Genomic DNA, 17,358 nt, shown 5'->3' on the forward strand with positions numbered 1-17,358 from the left:
GGCAACCACGCCCCCGCAGTGACAAAGACCCCGGCCAAGGCCGGGGTCTTTGTCATCTCACTTCGACGTCATATCGGACCACAACCCGTACCGGGATGGCTTGCGGATTCTGCTCGGACACCCGATAACGCACCTGCGCCAGCCCTGAGATGGCGATGAGATCCAGCACGCCGGGGGGCTCGGATTCCAGCACCTCGGGACTGAACAGATCGCCATTGGAATCGATGAGGTAGCGAAGGGTCACGCAGCCCTTCACCGGCCTCTCTTTGGGCAGTCCACCGACCGGATTGAAGTCGCCGATCTGCTCCACCTGAACCCAGTATCTGGGCAGATCTTCCCAGACGATATCCACCGGAGGCTGATTCAGCTTCGCGGTGGGGCTGGCGCAGCCCCCCAGCATCAGGGCGACCCCCAGCAGCACTAGCTTCAAACCCATTCAACTCTCCTTGTCCTGTGACCGCTCGGCTCCTTGAACGGCGAGCCAGTGTCAGACAGTGAGGCTCATTCGGGAAGTCCCCATCTGGCGAGGCACTCTCGCGGGCAATAAAAAGGCCAACCTCAGGGTTGGCCTTGTTCGCAAGGGGATGACTCAGGCGCGCTTGTCGCTGACCACCAGCCAGAGCGCATGGACCATGCCGGGCAGGCCGCCGAGCAGGGTCAGCACTATGTTGATGAAGAAGTGCAGGCTGAGCCCCACCTGGATAAAGGCACAGACCGGCGGCAGGAAGATGGCCAGCAGGATCTTGAGCAAATTGTTCATCTCATGGTTCCTCATGAAAGATGTCATGTGATTCGGATGGGCTAACCATAAACAGCCTTGCCCACAACTGCAAACCACAGCGAACAGCTTTCGCGCCTTTCTCGCCCGGGATTGAGCCCGGGTTCAGCTGACAGTGGCTGGCGCGCACCTAGCCCCCGGGCAGCGCAATGATCAGGCCAGCAGCTGGCAGGGGATCCGGCTCTTATGCTCTCGCTCCCGCCAGGCGTTGAGGTCGTGGATGATCTGGTTGCTGCTGCCGCGCCAGAGCAGGCCGGGATCCGCCAGCTCCTTCTCGAACTTGCCGTCCACCAGCACATCCAGCAGGGCGACCAGCTCGCACTGGGCCGGGCTAAGCTCGCCCAGCAGGTAGCCGGTCCAGCACCAGATGTCCTTGCCGGGGCACTCTGCCCGCACCCGTTTCACCAGCGCCAGCACCTGGGACAGGTTGGCGGGGTGGAGCGGATCGCCGCCCGAGAGCGACAGACCTCGCCGCTTGATGCGTGAATCCTTGAGATCCCTGATGACGCGATCGCTCATCGCCTCATCGAACGGCTTGCCGCCATCGAGACGCCAGGTGCTCTGGTTGTAGCAGCCCGGGCACTGGTGCTCGCAGCCCGAGACGAACAGGGTGGCCCGGGTGCCTGGGCCGTTCACCACATCGACCGGGTAGTATTGGTGGTAGTGCATCTTCTCACTTGCTCAACAATGGCTGTCACTTATCCTGGCCTCGGGTTGGAGTGGTCTCCCCCTCATCCCCAGCCCTTCTCCCGCAAGGGGAGAAGGGAGCAGATCGTCGCCAACAGCTCCTCGAACGGCCCCCTCTCCCCTGGGAGAGGGGGCCGACTTGCCCCTTGTTAAGGGGAGGCTGGGGTCCGCTCTGGACTCACATATGCTTGACCCGGCGCTTCACCTCTTCCTGCTTGCCCGCATTGAAGGGGCGCGCATCCGGGCTGCCGAGGTAGCCGCACACCCGGCGGGTCACCGACACCTTGGCGGGGTCGTGGTTGCCGCAGCGCGGGCAGGTGAAGCCCTTGGAGGTGCACTCGAACTCGCCGGTAAAGCCGCAGTCGTAGCACTCGTCTATGGGGGTGTTGGTGCCGTAGTAGGGCACCTTGTCATAGCTGTAGTCCCAGACGTTCTCGAGCGCCTCCAGGTTGTGCTGGATGTTGGGGTACTCGCCGTAGCAGATGAAGCCGCCGCTGGCGATGGGCGGATAGGGCGCCTCGAAGTCCAGCTTGTCATAGGGGTTCACCTGCTTCTCCACGTCCAGGTGGAAGCTGTTGGTGTAGTAGCCCTTGTCGGTTACGCCTGCCACCACACCGAACTCCTTGGCGTCGATGCGGCAGAAGCGGGTGCAGAGATTCTCGCTCGGGGTGGAGTAGAGGCTGAAGCCGTAGCCGGTTTCCTCTTTCCACTCGTCGGTCGCCGCCTTGAGCCGCGCTATGATGGCGATGGCCTTCTGGCGCAGGGTCTCGCTGTCGAACAGATGGACATCGGTGCCAAACAGGGCGTTGATGGTCTCGTGCACCCCGATGTAGCCGAGCGAGATGGAGGCGCGGCCATGTTTGAAGATCTCGCTGACGTTGTCGTCCGCCTTGAGGCGCACGCCGCAGGCCCCTTCCATATAGAGGATGGGGGCGACCCGCGCCTTGACGCCGTCCAGTCGCTTGATGCGGTACATGAGCGCCGTCTTGGCCACCCGCAGTGCCGCATCCAGCTTGTCCCAGAAATCCGCCTCGTCGCGGGATTTGAGCGCGATGCGCGGCAGGTTGAGGCTCACCACCCCTATGTTGTTGCGCCCTTCATGAATGAGCTCGCCATTTTCCTCGTAGGCACCGAGGAAGGAGCGGCAGCCCATGGGGGTTTTGAAGGAGCCGGTCACCTTCACCACCTGGTCATGGTTGAGGATGTCCGGATACATCCGCTTGGAGGCACACTCCAGCGCCAGCTGCTTGATGTCGTAGTTGGGATCTCCCAACTTGTGGTTGAGGCCATCCTTGATGGCGAACACCAGTTTCGGGAAGACGGCGGTCTTCTTGTTCTTGCCAAGGCCGGCGATGCGGTTGCCGAGGATGGCGCGCTGGATGAGGCGCGACTCCCAGCTGTCGCCGAGGCCGAAGCCGAAGGTGACAAACGGCGTCTGACCGTTGGCGGTGTGCAGGGTGTTGACCTCGTACTCCAGGGACTGGAAGGCGTCGTAGCACTCCTTCTCGGTGCGGGCCATGGCGTAGGCGTCCACGTCGCTGATGCCCCACTCCTCGGCCACTTCCCGGTGTTTCTGCCAGCTGATGGTCACATAGGGAGCCAGCACCTCGTCGATGCGGTTGATGGTGGTGCCGCCATAGATGTGGCTCGCCACCTGGGCGATGATCTGGGCTGTCACGGCGGTGGCCGTGCTGATGGATTTGGGGGTGTCGATCTCCGCATTGCCCATCTTGAAGCCGTGGGTCAGCATCCCCTGCAGATCGATCAGCATGCAGTTGAACATGGGGAAGAAGGGGGAGTAGTCGAGATCGTGGAAGTGCAGATCGCCGCTCTCATGGGCCTGCACCACCTCGCGGGGCAGCATGTGGCTGATGGCGTAGTGCTTGGCGACTATACCCGCCAGCAGGTCGCGCTGGGTCGGGATCACCTTGGAGTCCTTGTTGGCGTTCTCGTTGAGCAGGGCCGCGTTGGTCTGCTCCACCAGGCCACGGATCTCCTGGGCCAGCCGGCCGCGGGCCTCGCGGGCCTGATCCCGGTCGTGACGGTACTCGATGTAGGCGCGGGCGATGGCCTTGTCGTCGGACGCCATCAGATGGTTCTCGACCCGGTTCTGGATCTCGTGGATATCCACCTCGCCCCGCCCTTCCAGCTCCTGGCTGACAGCGCCTGAGATGCGCAGTGCCAGCGCCGGATTGGCCTGATTGACCGCTTCCGCCGCCCGGCTCACCGCCTCGGCGATCAGCTGGCCATTGAATGGTGCGCGACATCCATCACGTTTGATCACTACCGGTTTCATCGATTTTCCCCGCATTAAAGGCCTGGCAGCCACCCTGGGCTCACCCTTGTTGAGTCCCCTTCTCCACACCCTATCCCCGGCGCACATGCATTCAGCCGGGGCCTGAGAGGCCCGGGCTGACGCTGAGAGGGAGACGACTTATGCACAGCTTGATAACACTATATATGGGTGTTTTTTTTATGCTAACCCCTATATGTGGTAGCTATTAGGCCCCAAAGCGATGACCCGTTTCTTGATCCAGGACAGGTTTTGGAAGGAGTGGCGCAGTTCACAATCAGCGCCAGAAGAGGCCACTTGTGCGCATCCCAGACGGGGTGCGGGCTGGCGCCCGATGGAGGACCCTGGGGAAGGATGGCACCATCTGACAACAATTGACCGAGGCAACCAACAGCCGGAACGCACATAATGGGTGCAGTGTCCTGCCAATGGAAAATGAACGTGACCAAGGTGTGGCTTCTGTTAGCCCTATTCCCGCTTCAGCTGCTGGCCGCCGAGATCCTGGTGATCAGCAGCTACCATCAGGCCAATCTGTGGGATCAGAGCTACAGCGCCGGCCTGAAGACGCACCTCAAGGGCGAGCACCACATCAGCCACCTCTACCTGGATACCAAGCGTCAGCCTCAGCAGACGCAGGAGCAGCTCGTCAGCCAGGGGATGGCGGCCTATCAGGCGCGCAAGCCGGCCCTGGTGGTGCTCGGCGATGACAACGCCATCAACGCCCTCGCCCGCCCCATCGCCGCCCTCGGCACCCCTGTGGTGTTTCTCGGCATGAACGAAAACCCGCGCCCCAAGGGGCTGGTCGGTCACCCTCTGATCACCGGCGTGCTGGAACGCCCCCTGCTCAAGCGCAACATCAGCGAGATGAGCCAGCTGATGGGCGGCATCGGCAAGGCGCTGGTGCTGTTTGACGAGAGCGAGGTGTCGCGCATCGCCATCGAGGAGGAGTTCAAGGCGCGCAGCGAGCTGCGGGTCGGCCAGACCCGGGTGAGCAGCCGGCAATTCAACGACTACGGGCGCTGGCAGGAGGCGGTGCTCGCCAGCCGGCAGAACGGCTATGAGGCTCTCTTCCTCGGCCTCTATCACACCCTCACCGACGAACAGGGGCTGCATGTGAGCGAGCAGCAGGTGCTGGCCTGGACCAGCGCCCACAGCCCCGTGCCTTTGTTCGGTTTCTGGGAGTTTGCGGTGGGGCCGGGCCGCACCATAGGCGGCCTGGTGCTCGATGGTCGCACCCAGGGGGAGAAGGCGGCAGAGCTCGCCAACGCCATACTGGCGGGTACGGCGCCACAGGCCCTCTCCCCCCGCGCCGCCCAGCGCGGTGAATACCTGTTCAGCAAGAGCGAGCTGGCACGCTGGCAGCTTGAGGCCCCATCAAGATGGCAGGGGCGGGTGAGCTATGTCGACTGAGCCCGAAAACGACAGACCCGGCCATCTGGCCGGGTCTGTTTTATTGTGCCCCTGTCAACTCAGGGCTGGATCGCCGCCTGCAACTCTTCTTCGGTCCAGATGGTGATGCCGAGCTCCTGCGCCTTGGCGAGCTTGGAGCCGGCGGCTTCCCCTGCCACCAGCACATCAGTCTTGGCCGACACCGAGCCCGCCACCTTGGCCCCCAGGGCCTGCAGCGCCGCCTTGGCATCGTTGCGGGACAAGGTGGTGAGGGTACCGGTCAGCACGAAGGTCTTGCCAGCGAAGGGCTGCTGCGCAGCCTCCCTCTTCTCGATGGCCGGCCAGTGGATGCCGGCGGCCAGCAGTGCGTCGAGCACCTCTATGTTGTGGGGCTGGCGCAGGAAGTAGTAGACGTGCTTGGCCACTATGTCCCCCACGTCGGCCACTTCCAGCAACTGCTCTACCGAGGCGGCGCGCAGGGCATCCAGGGTGAGGAAGTGGTTGGCGAGGTTCAGCGCCGTCGCCTCCCCCACCTCGCGAATGCCCAAGGCAAACAGGAAGCGCGGCAAGGTGGTGCTGCGGGCCTTGTCGATGGCGGCCACCAGATTGAGGGCAGATTTTTGCCCCATCCGCTCGAGACCGGCCAACTGGATGGCGTTGAGGCTGAACAGATCCGCCGGGGTCTTCACCAGTCCCTTGTCCACCAGCTGCTCCACTATCTTGTCACCCAGGCCGTCCACGTCCATGGCGCGCCGCGCCGCGAAGTGCTTGATCGCCTCCTTGCGCTGCGCCTCGCAGAACAGGCCGCCGGAGCAGCGGGTCACCGCCTCCCCTTCCAGCCGCTCCACCGCCGAGCCGCACACCGGGCACTGGGTGGGGAAGAGGATCTCGCGGGCATCCGCAGGGCGCTGGGCCTCCACCACGGCCACTATCTGCGGGATCACGTCCCCCGCCCGGCGCACTATCACGGTATCGCCGATCATGACGCCAAGGCGCGCGATCTCGTCCGCATTATGCAGGGTAGCGTTGGAGACGGTGACACCGCCGACGAACACCGGCTTGAGCTTGGCCACCGGGGTCACGGCGCCGGTACGGCCCACCTGGAACTCGACGTTCTCAAGCTCCGTCATCTCCTCTTCTGCCGGGAACTTGTGGGCCGTGGCCCAGCGCGGGGCCCGCGCCACGAAACCGAGCTCCTGTTGCAGCGCTATGTCGTCCACCTTGTAGACCACGCCGTCGATCTCGTAGGGCAGCTCGCTGCGGCGGGCCAGGATGGCGTCGTGGAACGCCTGGCAACCGACCGCCCCCTCCTTGAGCTTCACCTCGGGACTGAGTGGCAGCCCCCAGGCCTTGAGCTGGTTGAGGCGAGCGAAGTGGGAATTCCCCAGCTCGTCGCCGCCTATGCCCACGCCATAGGCGTAGAAGCTCAGAGGACGGCTGGCGGTGATACGGGAGTCGAGCTGGCGCAGGCTGCCGGCGGCGGCGTTGCGCGGGTTGACGAACACCTTCTCCCCTGCCGCTAGCGCCCTGGCATTCATCGCCTCGAAACCGGCCTTGGGCATGAAGACCTCCCCCCTCACCTCTAAACGAGCGGGCCAGCCAGTGCCCCGCAGGACGAGCGGAATGGCCTTGATGGTGCGCACGTTCTCGGTGATCTCCTCCCCCGTGGCGCCATCGCCCCGAGTGGCCGCCTGCACCAGCTGGCCGTCCACATAGAGCAGGCTGACCGCCAGACCATCCAGCTTGGGCTCGCAGCAGAAGGTGAAGTTCAGCTCGCGCTTGAGGCGATCGCGCATGCGCTGCTCGAAGGCCTGCAGCTCTTCGGCGCTGAAGACGTTGTCCAGGCTCAGCATGGGGATCTCGTGGCGCACCTGGCTGAAGGCCGAGAGCGGCTGACCGCCGACCCGCACGCTCGGGGAGGCCGGGGTTTTCAGCTCGGGGTGCTCGGCTTCCAGCGCGATCAGCTCGCGCATCAGGCGATCGTATTCGGCGTCCGGCACCGTGGGGTTGTCCAGCACATAGTACTGATGGCCATATTCGGTGAGCAGTTCACACAGTTGACGGTGGCGGGAGAGGATGTCGCTCATGAATGAAGTCTCGAAGTGTGATGGAACAATCAGTCTGGGGCAGAAATGAAAATGCGGCACCTGGGTACCGCACTTTTCATGGCTGAGGCCAAATGGCGCATCAGTCGCGGCTGGCCTCGTAGGCGGCCAGCTCATGGCGATAACGGGCAATGTCATCGTCACTGAGCGGGCTGCGCGAGGCATCGGTCAGCATGGCATCGAGATCGCTTGCCAGCTGATCCGCCGCCTGCAGCATGTGCTCGAACGCAAAGGCCGCGTTGCTGCGCAGGGGCAGTTGCATGAAGAGGGACACACCCGGGGTGCTGAACTGCTCCATGCGGTAGGGGTTGAAGGTACCCGGCTTGACCATGTTGATCATGGAGAAGAGCACTTCACCCTTGCCGTTGAGATCCTCGTGACGGTGGAAGATGTCCATCTCGCCAAACTTGAAGCCCAGCGCCAGCAGGGAGGAGAGCAGGGTCGCCCCTTGCAGATCGTGACCAGGACGGGCCATCAGGTTGATGACATAGACATCCTGCCAGATCTTCTCGACCGGCGGCAGCTCCTGGACGGGCTCAGCCACCTGGACCGGCTCTTCGTAGGCGGGCTCGTCATCATAATCGGGCTCTTCATACGCAGGCGCGGGCTGGGCATAGCGGGCTTGCTGCTGCGGCGCGGGCTCGCGGGCACCGAAGGTCGGCGCCTGGGCGTAAGCTGGCTCCACCAGCGGCTCGTCGTCCAGTGGCTGCATCATGGGTTCGCGCTGGGGGCGGGAGCGGTGCACCGGGGTGCGGCGGATCACCTGGGCAGGCTTGCGTACCGGCGCGGCAGGCACCTCTTCGACAGGCTCGGCGCTCGGCTCCTCATACTCGTCTTCTTCTTCATAGACGGGGGGCGGCGTCACCGGACGGGGGGCAGGCTTGCGCACCACAGGTGGTGGCAGATCGTCATCCTCGTCCTCATCGAAGGCGGGCACTGTGGCGGCACGGCGGGGTTCCGGCTGATGGGCCTCGTCGTTGCGCAGCTTGGGCTCGGCACGACGGCCACCGCTGACCACGCGCACCTGACCGATGCCATCGCTGTCAAACGCATCGCTGTCACGATCCCGTGACTTGGATTCCATCCGACCCAGGGGTTTTTCCTTGATCGGTGCCTGACGGTTCTTTCTGTTGCTCCACAACCCGTGAATGAGCAATGCCGCGATGGCAATACCGCCCAGGGCAACCAAGATGTAACGCAATTCCTGCATTAGCTGCTTCTCTTTCTAGTTTTGCTCAGCCAAAGCGACGGCTTCACCGATGTCAACCGACACGATGCGAGAAACCCCGGGCTCTTGCATCGTGACGCCTATCAGCTGCTCGGCCATCTCCATGGAGACCTTATTATGACTGATGTAAACGAACTGTACTGTGCTCGACATCTCTTTGACAAGAGAACAGAAGCGACCCACGTTCACTTCATCGAGCGGTGCATCCACCTCATCCAGCAGACAGAAGGGTGCTGGATTGAGTCTGAAGATGGCAAAAACCAGCGCAAGGGCGGTTAACGCCTTCTCCCCCCCGGAAAGCAGGGCAATGGTAGCATTCTTCTTGCCCGGAGGTCTTGCCATGATGCTCACTCCGGCTTCCAAAAGATCGTCCGAGGTCAGCTCAAGCCAGGCACTGCCCCCCCCGAACACTTTCGGGAACAGGGATTTTAAATCTTCGTTGACCTTATCGAAAGTGTCGCGGAAGCGTATTTGTGTTTCTTTATCAATTCTTTTAATGGCTTGGCTCAGGGTTTCCAGCGCCTGCTCGAGATCCTGGCACTGGTTTTCCAGGTAGCTTGCCCGGGTTTTCGCCTCTTCATACTCCTCCAGCGCCGCCAGGTTGATGGCGCCAAGTGCCTCCACCTGTGTCTCCAGGGTCTGGATCTCCTGGCGCAGCTTGCCGCGATCGGCGGCGATCAGCACCGCTTGATCGAGATCCACCAGACGCACGCCCAGCTCTTCGAACTGCTCGTGCAGCCCCTGTCGCCGGGTGAGGTTGCGCTCCCGCTCCAGCCTGAGCTGGGCGAGCTTCTCCTGCAGGGCCACCAGCTGCTTGTGGTCGGCGCTTCTGGCCTGCTCCAGCTCGGTCAGCTGACGCTCCAGCTCGGCGAGCCGCTGATGGCAGGCGAGCTGCTGCACCTCCAGGTTGCGTTGCTCCGCCAGCAGGGGCGAGATGTCCTGCACCGCCTGGGCGTCAGGACCCTTGAGCTCGGCCAGTTCCAGCCCGAGCCGGGCCAGCTCCTGCTCGCGCAGGGCGATGAGCTGCGCCAGATTTTGCTGCGCCAGCTGCCAGCGCTGGCAGCTTGCCTGCTGCTGCTCCCGGCGCGCACGCGCCTCCTCCAGCGCCCGCTCGGCACTGGCGACCCCCTCCTGGGCCAGCAAGAGAGCCTTCGCCAGCGGCTCCCCCTGCTCCTGCAGCTCGGCAAGGTGCGCCTCTTCCAGCTCGAGCTGCTGCTGGGCCGCAGCCAGCCGCTCGGCTTCCTCGGCCTGCTCCTTGTCCAGCCGGATCAACTCTTCCCCCAGCTGGCCGAGGCGCAGCAGCCGCTCCTGACGCTGACCCTGCTGCAGGCTCCAGGCTTCCCGCAGTTGCTGCCATCGCTGCTCCTGCTCGCGCAGGGTGCGCTGGCTCGCCTCAAAGGTGCTGTGCAAATGGGCACGGTCGGCATCTGCGGCCTTCAACTGGGCATCCAGCTGAACCAGCGCCTGCTCCCCAGCGGCCAGTTCGGTGTGTAACCGCTCACGTTCACCGAGCAGCGCCAGGGTGCCGAGAGCGCCGACCTGGCCGAGATCGGCCCAGTTCGGGCCAAACCAGTCCCCCGCCGGGGTCAGCACAGACTCACCGGCCAGGAGGGATGACTGGCGGACCAGGGCCGCCTCCCTGTCATCGGCCAGCCAGATGACGTTGAGGAAGGCGGGGATGTGATCCCCCTCGAGCCGGGCCGCCAGGGTACCGGGCACCGCAGGGTGAGCCGGGCCTATCCAGAGCCCGCCCTGCTCGAGGTTGCACTGGTCCCCCGGCTGGGCGGTGAGCCAGCGCCCGAGCACCTTGTCCAGCGCCTGGGCCCACTCGGGGGCGACCTGCAGCCGATCCGCCAGGGTCGCGCCCTGCATCTGCTCCCCCAAAATCTGATCAAGGGTTGTGAGGCGGGCGCCGAGCTCGCGCAGCAGGCCGCCCTGCCGATCCCGCTGTCCCTTGAGGGCCTCGTGGCTGGCCACGCCGGCCTGCCACGCCTGTTCCAACGCCTCGTGGCGGGCGCGAGAGAGTGCCAGCTCATCCGACAGGGCATCCAGCGCGGGCTGCAGGCTCTCACCTTCCACGCCGAGGGGGCCGGCCTGTTCATCCTCCAGCTTGAGTCGCGCCAGCCGGGTCTTGGCCTGCAGCTCCTGCAGGCCACTTCGCCGGGCACGGGTCTGGTTGAGCCTGCCCTGTGCCTGACCGAGCTGCTGCTGCCACTGCTGCTGGTGTTGGCGGGCCAGCTCAAGCCGCTCGCCAGCCGCGAGGCGAACGGCCTGCTGATCGGCAAGTAACTGCTCACACTGCTCGAGGCGCGCCGACTCAACCTCCCCCAGGAGGACGCCCTCGGCCTGCTGATCCTGCTGGCTGGCCAGCTGGGCCTTGATGGTCTCGATGCGCTCGCCGAGGGCCTGGCGCCGCACCTGCCAGTCGCGACCGAGCTCGGTCTGGTGAAGCTGCTGCTGTTCGAGACGGGCGATGGCCTGGCCGCCGAGGAAGATCTGCTGCTGACGGCTCGCCTGCTCGGCCTGGGCCTCCTGGCGGGCCACCGACAGGGTGACGTGGCGCCCTTCGCCCGCGGTGCGCTTGGCATCGAGCGCCGCCAGCGCCTGCTCTGCCTGGGCCAGCTCGTTCTTGGCCTCGCCGAGGCGGGTCTCCAGCGCCCACAGCTCGGAGCCGATGAGCTCGGCCCTTGCGGCACGACTGCGGCTCTTGAGCTGCTTGTAACGCTCGGCGGTTTCGGCCTGGGATTTGAGATGCTCGAGGCGGGAACCCAGCTCGCCACGAATGTCGCCGAGGCGCTCCAGATTCTCCTGGGTGTGACGGATGCGCTGCTCTGTCTCCCGGCGCCGTTCCTTGTAGCGGGAGACCCCGGCGGCCTCTTCCATGAAGAGCTTGAGGTCCGCCGGGCGCGACTCCACCAGCCGGCTGACGGTGCCTTGCTCTATGATGGCGTAGCTGCGCGGACCCAGGCCGGTGCCGAGGAAGAGATCGGTCACGTCCTTGCGACGGCACTTCTGGCCGTTGATCTGGTAGTGGTTGGAGCCGTCACGCAGCACCTCGCGGCGCACCGAGATCTCGGTATAACGGCCAAATTCACCGGGCACCCGGTTGTGGGGATTGTCGAACACCAGCTCCACCGAGGCGCGGCCATGGGGGCTGCGGTTGATGGAGCCGTTGAAGATGACATCCGTCATGTTCTCCCCGCGCAGATGGCGGGCCGAGCTCTCCCCCAGCACCCAGCGCACGGCGTCGATGACGTTGGATTTGCCACAGCCGTTGGGACCCACCACGGCGGTCATGTCGGCCGACAGTTCGATGCGGGTCGGCTCGACGAACGACTTGAAGCCGGCGAGTTTGATCAGTTTCAGACGCATGGCGACCCGTGTCAGTGGCGAAATGAAGAGGCGGCGGGCGGGCAGTCAGCCCACGAATATCATCCAGCATCCGGCCTGACTGGACGGGATATCGGGAATAGTTCGCGACTTTACCAGATCCGAACCCGGCCTTGTTGGTCGTGCGCAGGCAGTCAGCCCACGAATATCATCCAGCATCCAGCCTGACCGGACGGGATATCGGGAATAGTTCGCGACTTTACCAGATCCGGACCCGGCCTTGTTGGGACTACGTAGGCAGCCAGCACACCCATATCATCCGACGTCCGGCCTGACCGGGCGGGATATCGGGAATAGTTCGCGACTTTACCAAATTGGAGGCTTGTTTGTAATATGCTGGCACCCTACCCCTTCATTGATGGATCTCAGATGAGCCAATCCCCTCACATGGTCAAAGATTCGGTCAGCGGTGCAGACTACTTCCTGCGCGGCTTCTCCCTCATTCGCCAGCCGGGCATCCGCACCTTCGTGCTGATCCCTCTGCTGGTCAACTTCGTGCTGTTCGCCGGCGCCTTCTATGCCCTGCTGCTGCAACTCGACGGCCTGTTCGCCTGGCTGCACCAGCAGATCCCGAGCTGGCTCTCCTGGCTCGACTACCTGCTGTGGCCCCTCGCCCTCATCACCATACTGGTGGTGTTCTCCTTCATCTTCAGCTCGGTGATCAACTGGATAGCGGCCCCCTTCAACGGCCTGCTGGCAGAGAAGGTGGAGCAGATCCTCACCGGCGAGGCGGTGAGCGACACCGGCATGCTGGACGTGGTCAAGGACGTGCCGCGCACCTTCAGCCGCGAGTGGACCAAGCTGAAATACTACCTGCCCAAGGCCATCGGCTGCCTGATCCTGTTCCTCATCCCGGTGGTGGGCCAGACCCTGGCTCCTGTGCTCTGGTTCCTGTTCAGCGCCTGGATGATGGCGATCCAGTATGTGGACTACCCGTTCGACAACCACAAGATCGACTTCATCACCATGCGCGATGCCTTGAAGCAGCGCCGCGGCAAATGCCTGAGCTTCGGTGCCCTGGTCACCCTCTTCTCCGCCATTCCCGTGGTCAATCTGTTCGTGATGCCGGTCGCCATCTGTGGCGCCACCGCCATGTGGGTGGATCAGTATCGCAGCGAGCAGCTTCGCCGCTGAGCCGAGCACTCATAACCAAAAACGGGGGCATAGGCCCCCTTTTCATTACTTAATCTAATGCAAACATGAGAGTGCTTGTCGTGCCAGACCAGGCTTGTTAGGATGCGGGCCTTTCTCGCACCCTGGGATAACTCATGTTACATGCACTCTTCTTGCTCGGCCTGGTGGCCGAAGGGATGACTGGCGCGCTGGCGGCGGGTCGGCGGCGGATGGATCTGTTTGGTGTCGTCATCATCGCCTCGGCGACGGCCATAGGGGGAGGTACCATCCGGGATGTGCTGCTGGGCCACTACCCCCTGCTCTGGGTGGAGCACCCCGAATATGTGCTGCTGGTGGCGGGGGCGGCCATGGCAGGCGTCATCTCGGCCCCGCTGATGCGCTATCTCGGCAAGCTGTTCCTGGCCCTCGATGCCCTGGGGCTGGTGGTCTTCTCCATCTTTGGCGCCGCCCGGGCGCTCGAGATGGGCCACGGGGCCGGCATCGCCTGCATCATGGCGGTGGTCACCGGCGTCTTTGGCGGCGTGCTGCGGGATCTGCTGTGCCAGCGCATCCCGCTGGTGTTCAAGCGCGAGCTCTACGCCGCCGTCTCCCTGGTGACGGCCGCCCTCTACTGCTTCGCGCTGGATCAGGGCCTGCCCAATGACTGGGCCGCCTTCGGGGCCATCGGCATCGGCTTCGTGCTGCGGCTGCTGGCGGTGCGCTTCAAGTGGGGACTCCCCACCTTCAATTACCAGTACGCCACCCACTGAGCGCGCCAGTTTCTGGCCAGATCGGCTGGATTGCACGCAACAAAAAAGCGCCGGATGGCGCTTTTTTGTTGCTGATGACAGTGAAAAAATTGACTCAGTTGATCCCTTCCGAACTGAAGAAGGTGGCCTTGTCGGCGATGAAACGGATCTTGATGTTCTTGCCCTCACCGCCCCAGATACAGCTGGTGGTGCCGAGCGCATCGTCGCAACGCTCCGCCTTGCCGAGGATGGCGCTCGCCTCGGCATAGGTGATCCCCATCTTCAGCTTGTCGTAGTTTTCCCGGTTCAGCTTGCTGCACCCGGCCAGCAGCAGGGCGATCAGCCCGCCAAGCAAAATATGCTTCATCTGTCTCTCCTCTGGATAGTGTCCAGAGCCTAGCAGCTCGAGGCCACCCTGTGCCAACCCGTTACCAGCTGCGCACCGGCCCGGTGTCCAGGTGGACGAAGTTGTCGGAGGGGTAGTAACCCACGCCGCCGACCTTGAGGTTCAGGGCCGCCTTGCGCAGGTGCGCCAGCTGCACGCCGGGGATGCGCACATCCACCGCCTGCCCCAGGGTGTGGTAGCTGTGCTTGGCGACACCACGGCTGCGCTGGCGCTTCTGGCGATTGGTGGCCGGGGAGCGATACCCAGAGATGAGCTGAATTTCCCCCTTGCGGCCCAGCTTGTGCTGCAGCAGGAACAGCTGATCGAACAGCTTCCTGTCGATGTTGAACACCTCGTTGCGGCGATAGTCGCGGAAGATATGGTTGAGCTCCGCCAGGCCATCGTTCAGATAACGGCCATTCTCCCAATAGCTGGCGTTGACCCGCTCGCCGGTATTGAGGTTGAAGAAGCTGAGTTCACGCCCCGTCGTGCTGCGGCTCGCCACGGCCGGGAACGACAGCAGGCTGGCCCCCATCAGGCAACCAGCCCCCAGCAGCAGACGGCGTCGGCTTATCTCTTGGTCCAGCATCCGTTGTCCGTCCATTCCAGAGTGAAGTAACAGTGGTGAATGAATATGATACAGAGGCCGAAACTACCCGCCCGTAAAAGTCATGTCAAACCGCAAAGGCCCATGAAAAAGCCCGGCAGGAGCCGGGCGCTTCACTCTGTGGCGGGGATCACAGCAAGCGGCTCTGGAAGCTAACTCGATCGAATCCGTAAATGTCATTGCGCAGTTGCTGGCGCCCCTCTTCGTCGATCCAGCTGCTCCAGTAGACGGTGAAGACAGGGATAGGGGTGGTCAACGGCAGCCACTTGGTCTGGGTCTCTTTCAGTATGCTGGCCACCTTGTCCGGCTGATAGCGGGAGTCGGCGAGCAGCAGCTCGGCCAGATCGTCCGCGTGCTCGACCCGGATACAGCCGGAGCTGAAGGCGCGCGCCCCCTGCTCGAACAGGGCCTTGCGCGGCGTCGAATGCAGGTAGATGGCGTCGTTGTTCGGCAGGTAGAACTTGTAGCGCCCCAGGGCATTGTGATCCCCCGGCTTTTGCCGCAACCGGTAAGGGAAGCCCGACGCCAGCGCATGGTGCCAGCCATCCTCGCTGAACTGCACCGGATTGCCCTCGCCGTCGATCACCTCGAACTGCTCGCGGTCCAGATAGGCGGGATCCCGACCCAGCTTGGGCAGAATGTCCTTGCTCAGGATGGAGCGCGGCACGTGCCAGGCGGGGTTGAGCACGATGGAGCGGATCTCGCTCGCGAGTATGGGGGTTGCCCGCTGCTCCTTGCCGACGATGACCCGGCTGGTGAAGACCTCGTTGCCTGACTCCACCACGCTCAGGCGGTAGTCCGGGATGTTGACCAGCACGTAGCGACCGGCGAGGTGATCCACCAGATCCCGGCGCCACAGGTTGCGCAGCAGCAGGCTGGCGCGCACTTGCGGCCCGGTATTGAGCCAGGAGCGGGTCTGGCGACCTATGATGCCGTCGGCGGTCAAGCCGTGGCGGCGCTGGAACTGCTTGATGGCCTGCTCGGTGTCCGCGTCATAGAGGCTGTCCTGATGGGTGGGGGCACCGTCTCCCAATTCGTTGAGGATTGAGCGGATCTGCCCAAGCTCGGTGGCGCTCTCCCCGGCCCGCAGGGTCGGCATGTCCAGGGTCGGCCAGTGCTTGGCCATCGGCATGGCCAGCAGCTTGCGCACTTCGTCGCGCACGGCCTCGTATTCGGCGACCTGGGGCCTGAGCTGCTTGACCTGATCCAGCAGGTTGTCACCCAGGGGCTCGTGGGCCAGGGGCTTGGTCAGATCGAGCTTGAGGGTCTGCATCTGCTCGCGGGCGACCAGATCCATGGCACGCCAGGCCTGCTGGAAACGCGCCAGCTTGCCGAAGGCTTCGTCATAGAGGGCGCCACGCCGGTCGGCCGGGGTCTTCTGCAACTGCTGCCAGAGCCGGTAGAAATCCGGGTGCAGCTGGGCAAGCACCGCCTCCTGCAGCTGCAGTTCCAGCTCATGGCGCGCCTGCTCTGCGGTGCTGTTCTGATACCAGTCATGCTGGATGCTGGGACTGGCCACCACCATCTGTTCTGCGCTGGCCTGGACCATGCCCGCCGGCCAGCAGCCCAGCCAGATAAGGTTTGCCAATGCCAACCAATACTTCTTACCCATGCTTCTTACCACGCTTACCTCATATCGGTTCACTTCGGCCTGTCAGGCGCCACGGTCAGGTGCCCATGATGCGTGAATGCTGGCGACTTTGCTAGCGGGCGGGCACGTAACGGCGCCAGATGAGCGCATGCTCCCCGCTCTTGCCAACGGCCTCGAGCGCCTGGTTGAAACGCTGCACAAACGCCTCCGACAAGGTCTTCTTGCTCAGCATGAAGAAGGTCGGCGTCTCATAGACCCCCATGATATGGGGGACTATCTCCTCTGCCAGTCCCTCTCTCTTCAGACCCCAGGGGGTGGCCAGAATATCCCCAAGAAATCCGTCTATCCGTCCCAGTTGCAGCTTGCGATAGTTTTGCACGTCGTTGACCTCGCTCACCTGGGCGCGGTAGCGCTGCAGCAGACGGGCTATCTCGGGGCCATAGTTGTAGTCTCTGGTCACCCCCAGCCTGTTGCCCCTGGCCAGCCAGCTCGCCAGATCCTGCTCCCCCTTGTCACCGGACTTGCGCACCCAGAGTGCCGTGCGCCCCGGGTTGTAGGCGGTGGAGAACCAGGCATAGCGCGTCCTCTCTTCAACGAAATAGGCTTCCATGGCGATGTCCAGCCGACCCAGTTCCAGATCGTGCAACCCCCGCTTCCAGGGACGCTCCAGATAGACGAGGCGGCAGCCCAGCCTGGCAGACACGGCGTTGAGATACTCGACCGCGAAGCCGCGCAGCTCACGGCGGCCGTTCTCCTGCTGGTAATAGTGATAAGGGGGCCAGTCGTCGAAACCGACGCGCAGGGGAGAAGTACAGAGCGGTTGGGCCAACAGCGAGTGAAGGGGCAGGCAGCAGAGCAGGCACAGGGCTAGCAGTCTCATGAGTCATCCTTGACGGCGGGACGGCTCATCTTAATTCTGCCAAAGGGAAATGGCGACAGATCCTGCCACAGCAATGCGCAATATCAGCCATTTGCCTGATGCGGCCAGGGGCAGGACAGGGCCCCTGGCCGCGCTGCAAGCCCGCCGCGAAGGCAGGATGCGC

At 63.7% G+C, this 17,358-nt stretch carries 14 protein-coding genes; 3 read left to right on the forward strand and 11 right to left on the reverse strand.

Going from position 1 to position 17,358, the window contains the following annotated elements; translation table 11 throughout:
• Nucleotides 1-52 precede the first annotated feature (52 nt).
• The 4 genes from HB860_RS13945 to nrdD form a co-directional block, all read right to left on the reverse strand.
• Nucleotides 53-436: an energy transducer TonB gene (locus HB860_RS13945; protein WP_247627040.1), complete on the reverse strand. Its 384-nt coding sequence runs from the start codon at nt 434-436 to the stop codon at nt 53-55.
• A 153-nt stretch (nt 437-589) separates the two neighbouring features.
• A complete protein-coding gene (locus HB860_RS13950; RefSeq protein ID WP_025327864.1) occupies nt 590-760 on the reverse strand; it encodes a YqaE/Pmp3 family membrane protein in 171 nt (56 codons plus the stop codon).
• 171 nt (nt 761-931) lie between these two features.
• Nucleotides 932-1,447 carry an anaerobic ribonucleoside-triphosphate reductase-activating protein gene (nrdG, locus tag HB860_RS13955; RefSeq protein WP_247627041.1) on the reverse strand — a complete coding sequence of 172 codons (516 nt, stop codon included), beginning with the start codon at nt 1,445-1,447 and terminating at the stop codon, nt 932-934.
• Nucleotides 1,448-1,643: 196 nt separating this feature from the next.
• Nucleotides 1,644-3,761 (reverse strand): anaerobic ribonucleoside-triphosphate reductase, encoded by a 2,118-nt coding sequence (nrdD, locus tag HB860_RS13960; RefSeq protein WP_247627042.1) that lies wholly within the window; start codon nt 3,759-3,761, stop codon nt 1,644-1,646.
• A gap of 432 nt (nt 3,762-4,193) precedes the next feature.
• Between nrdD and HB860_RS13965 the strand changes: the two genes are divergently transcribed.
• Nucleotides 4,194-5,168, forward strand: a complete 975-nt coding sequence (locus tag HB860_RS13965) for an ABC transporter substrate-binding protein (protein ID WP_247627140.1) — start codon at nt 4,194-4,196, stop codon at nt 5,166-5,168.
• Between the two features lie 59 nt (nt 5,169-5,227).
• On the opposite strand, the gene ligA is transcribed toward HB860_RS13965, so the two are convergent.
• The 3 genes from ligA to HB860_RS13980 form a co-directional block, all read right to left on the reverse strand.
• Nucleotides 5,228-7,234 (reverse strand): NAD-dependent DNA ligase LigA, encoded by a 2,007-nt coding sequence (gene ligA, locus HB860_RS13970; protein ID WP_247627043.1) that lies wholly within the window; start codon nt 7,232-7,234, stop codon nt 5,228-5,230.
• Nucleotides 7,235-7,334: 100 nt separating this feature from the next.
• The gene (gene zipA / locus HB860_RS13975; RefSeq protein ID WP_139436491.1) at nt 7,335-8,462 is read right to left on the reverse strand and encodes a cell division protein ZipA; all 1,128 of its coding nucleotides are present in this window, start codon (nt 8,460-8,462) and stop codon (nt 7,335-7,337) included.
• Nucleotides 8,463-8,477: 15 nt separating this feature from the next.
• On the reverse strand, nt 8,478-11,852 hold the full coding sequence (locus HB860_RS13980) for an AAA family ATPase (protein ID WP_247627044.1): 3,375 nt from the start codon (nt 11,850-11,852) through the stop codon (nt 8,478-8,480).
• A gap of 387 nt (nt 11,853-12,239) precedes the next feature.
• Between HB860_RS13980 and cysZ the strand changes: the two genes are divergently transcribed.
• Nucleotides 12,240-13,004 carry a sulfate transporter CysZ gene (gene cysZ, locus HB860_RS13985; protein WP_247627045.1) on the forward strand — a complete coding sequence of 255 codons (765 nt, stop codon included), beginning with the start codon at nt 12,240-12,242 and terminating at the stop codon, nt 13,002-13,004.
• A 134-nt stretch (nt 13,005-13,138) separates the two neighbouring features.
• Nucleotides 13,139-13,753 (forward strand): trimeric intracellular cation channel family protein, encoded by a 615-nt coding sequence (locus tag HB860_RS13990; RefSeq protein ID WP_042649503.1) that lies wholly within the window; start codon nt 13,139-13,141, stop codon nt 13,751-13,753.
• A gap of 94 nt (nt 13,754-13,847) precedes the next feature.
• Here the strand turns inward: HB860_RS13990 and HB860_RS13995 are convergent, their stop codons facing one another.
• From HB860_RS13995 to HB860_RS14010, 4 genes are all read right to left on the reverse strand, one after another.
• Nucleotides 13,848-14,099, reverse strand: coding sequence for a DUF3862 domain-containing protein (locus HB860_RS13995; protein ID WP_202046917.1), 252 nt, complete (start codon nt 14,097-14,099; stop codon nt 13,848-13,850).
• Between the two features lie 61 nt (nt 14,100-14,160).
• Entirely contained in the window at nt 14,161-14,706 is a 546-nt protein-coding gene (locus HB860_RS14000) for a YcbK family protein (RefSeq protein WP_139436499.1), read from the reverse strand.
• Between the two features lie 148 nt (nt 14,707-14,854).
• Entirely contained in the window at nt 14,855-16,336 is a 1,482-nt protein-coding gene (locus HB860_RS14005) for a L,D-transpeptidase family protein (protein WP_247627046.1), read from the reverse strand.
• 91 nt (nt 16,337-16,427) lie between these two features.
• On the reverse strand, nt 16,428-17,195 hold the full coding sequence (locus HB860_RS14010; protein ID WP_247627047.1) for a substrate-binding periplasmic protein: 768 nt from the start codon (nt 17,193-17,195) through the stop codon (nt 16,428-16,430).
• Nucleotides 17,196-17,358 lie beyond the last annotated feature (163 nt).

Source organism: Aeromonas genomosp. paramedia (assembly GCF_023093515.1).
Classification (GTDB): Bacteria; Pseudomonadota; Gammaproteobacteria; order Enterobacterales; family Aeromonadaceae; genus Aeromonas.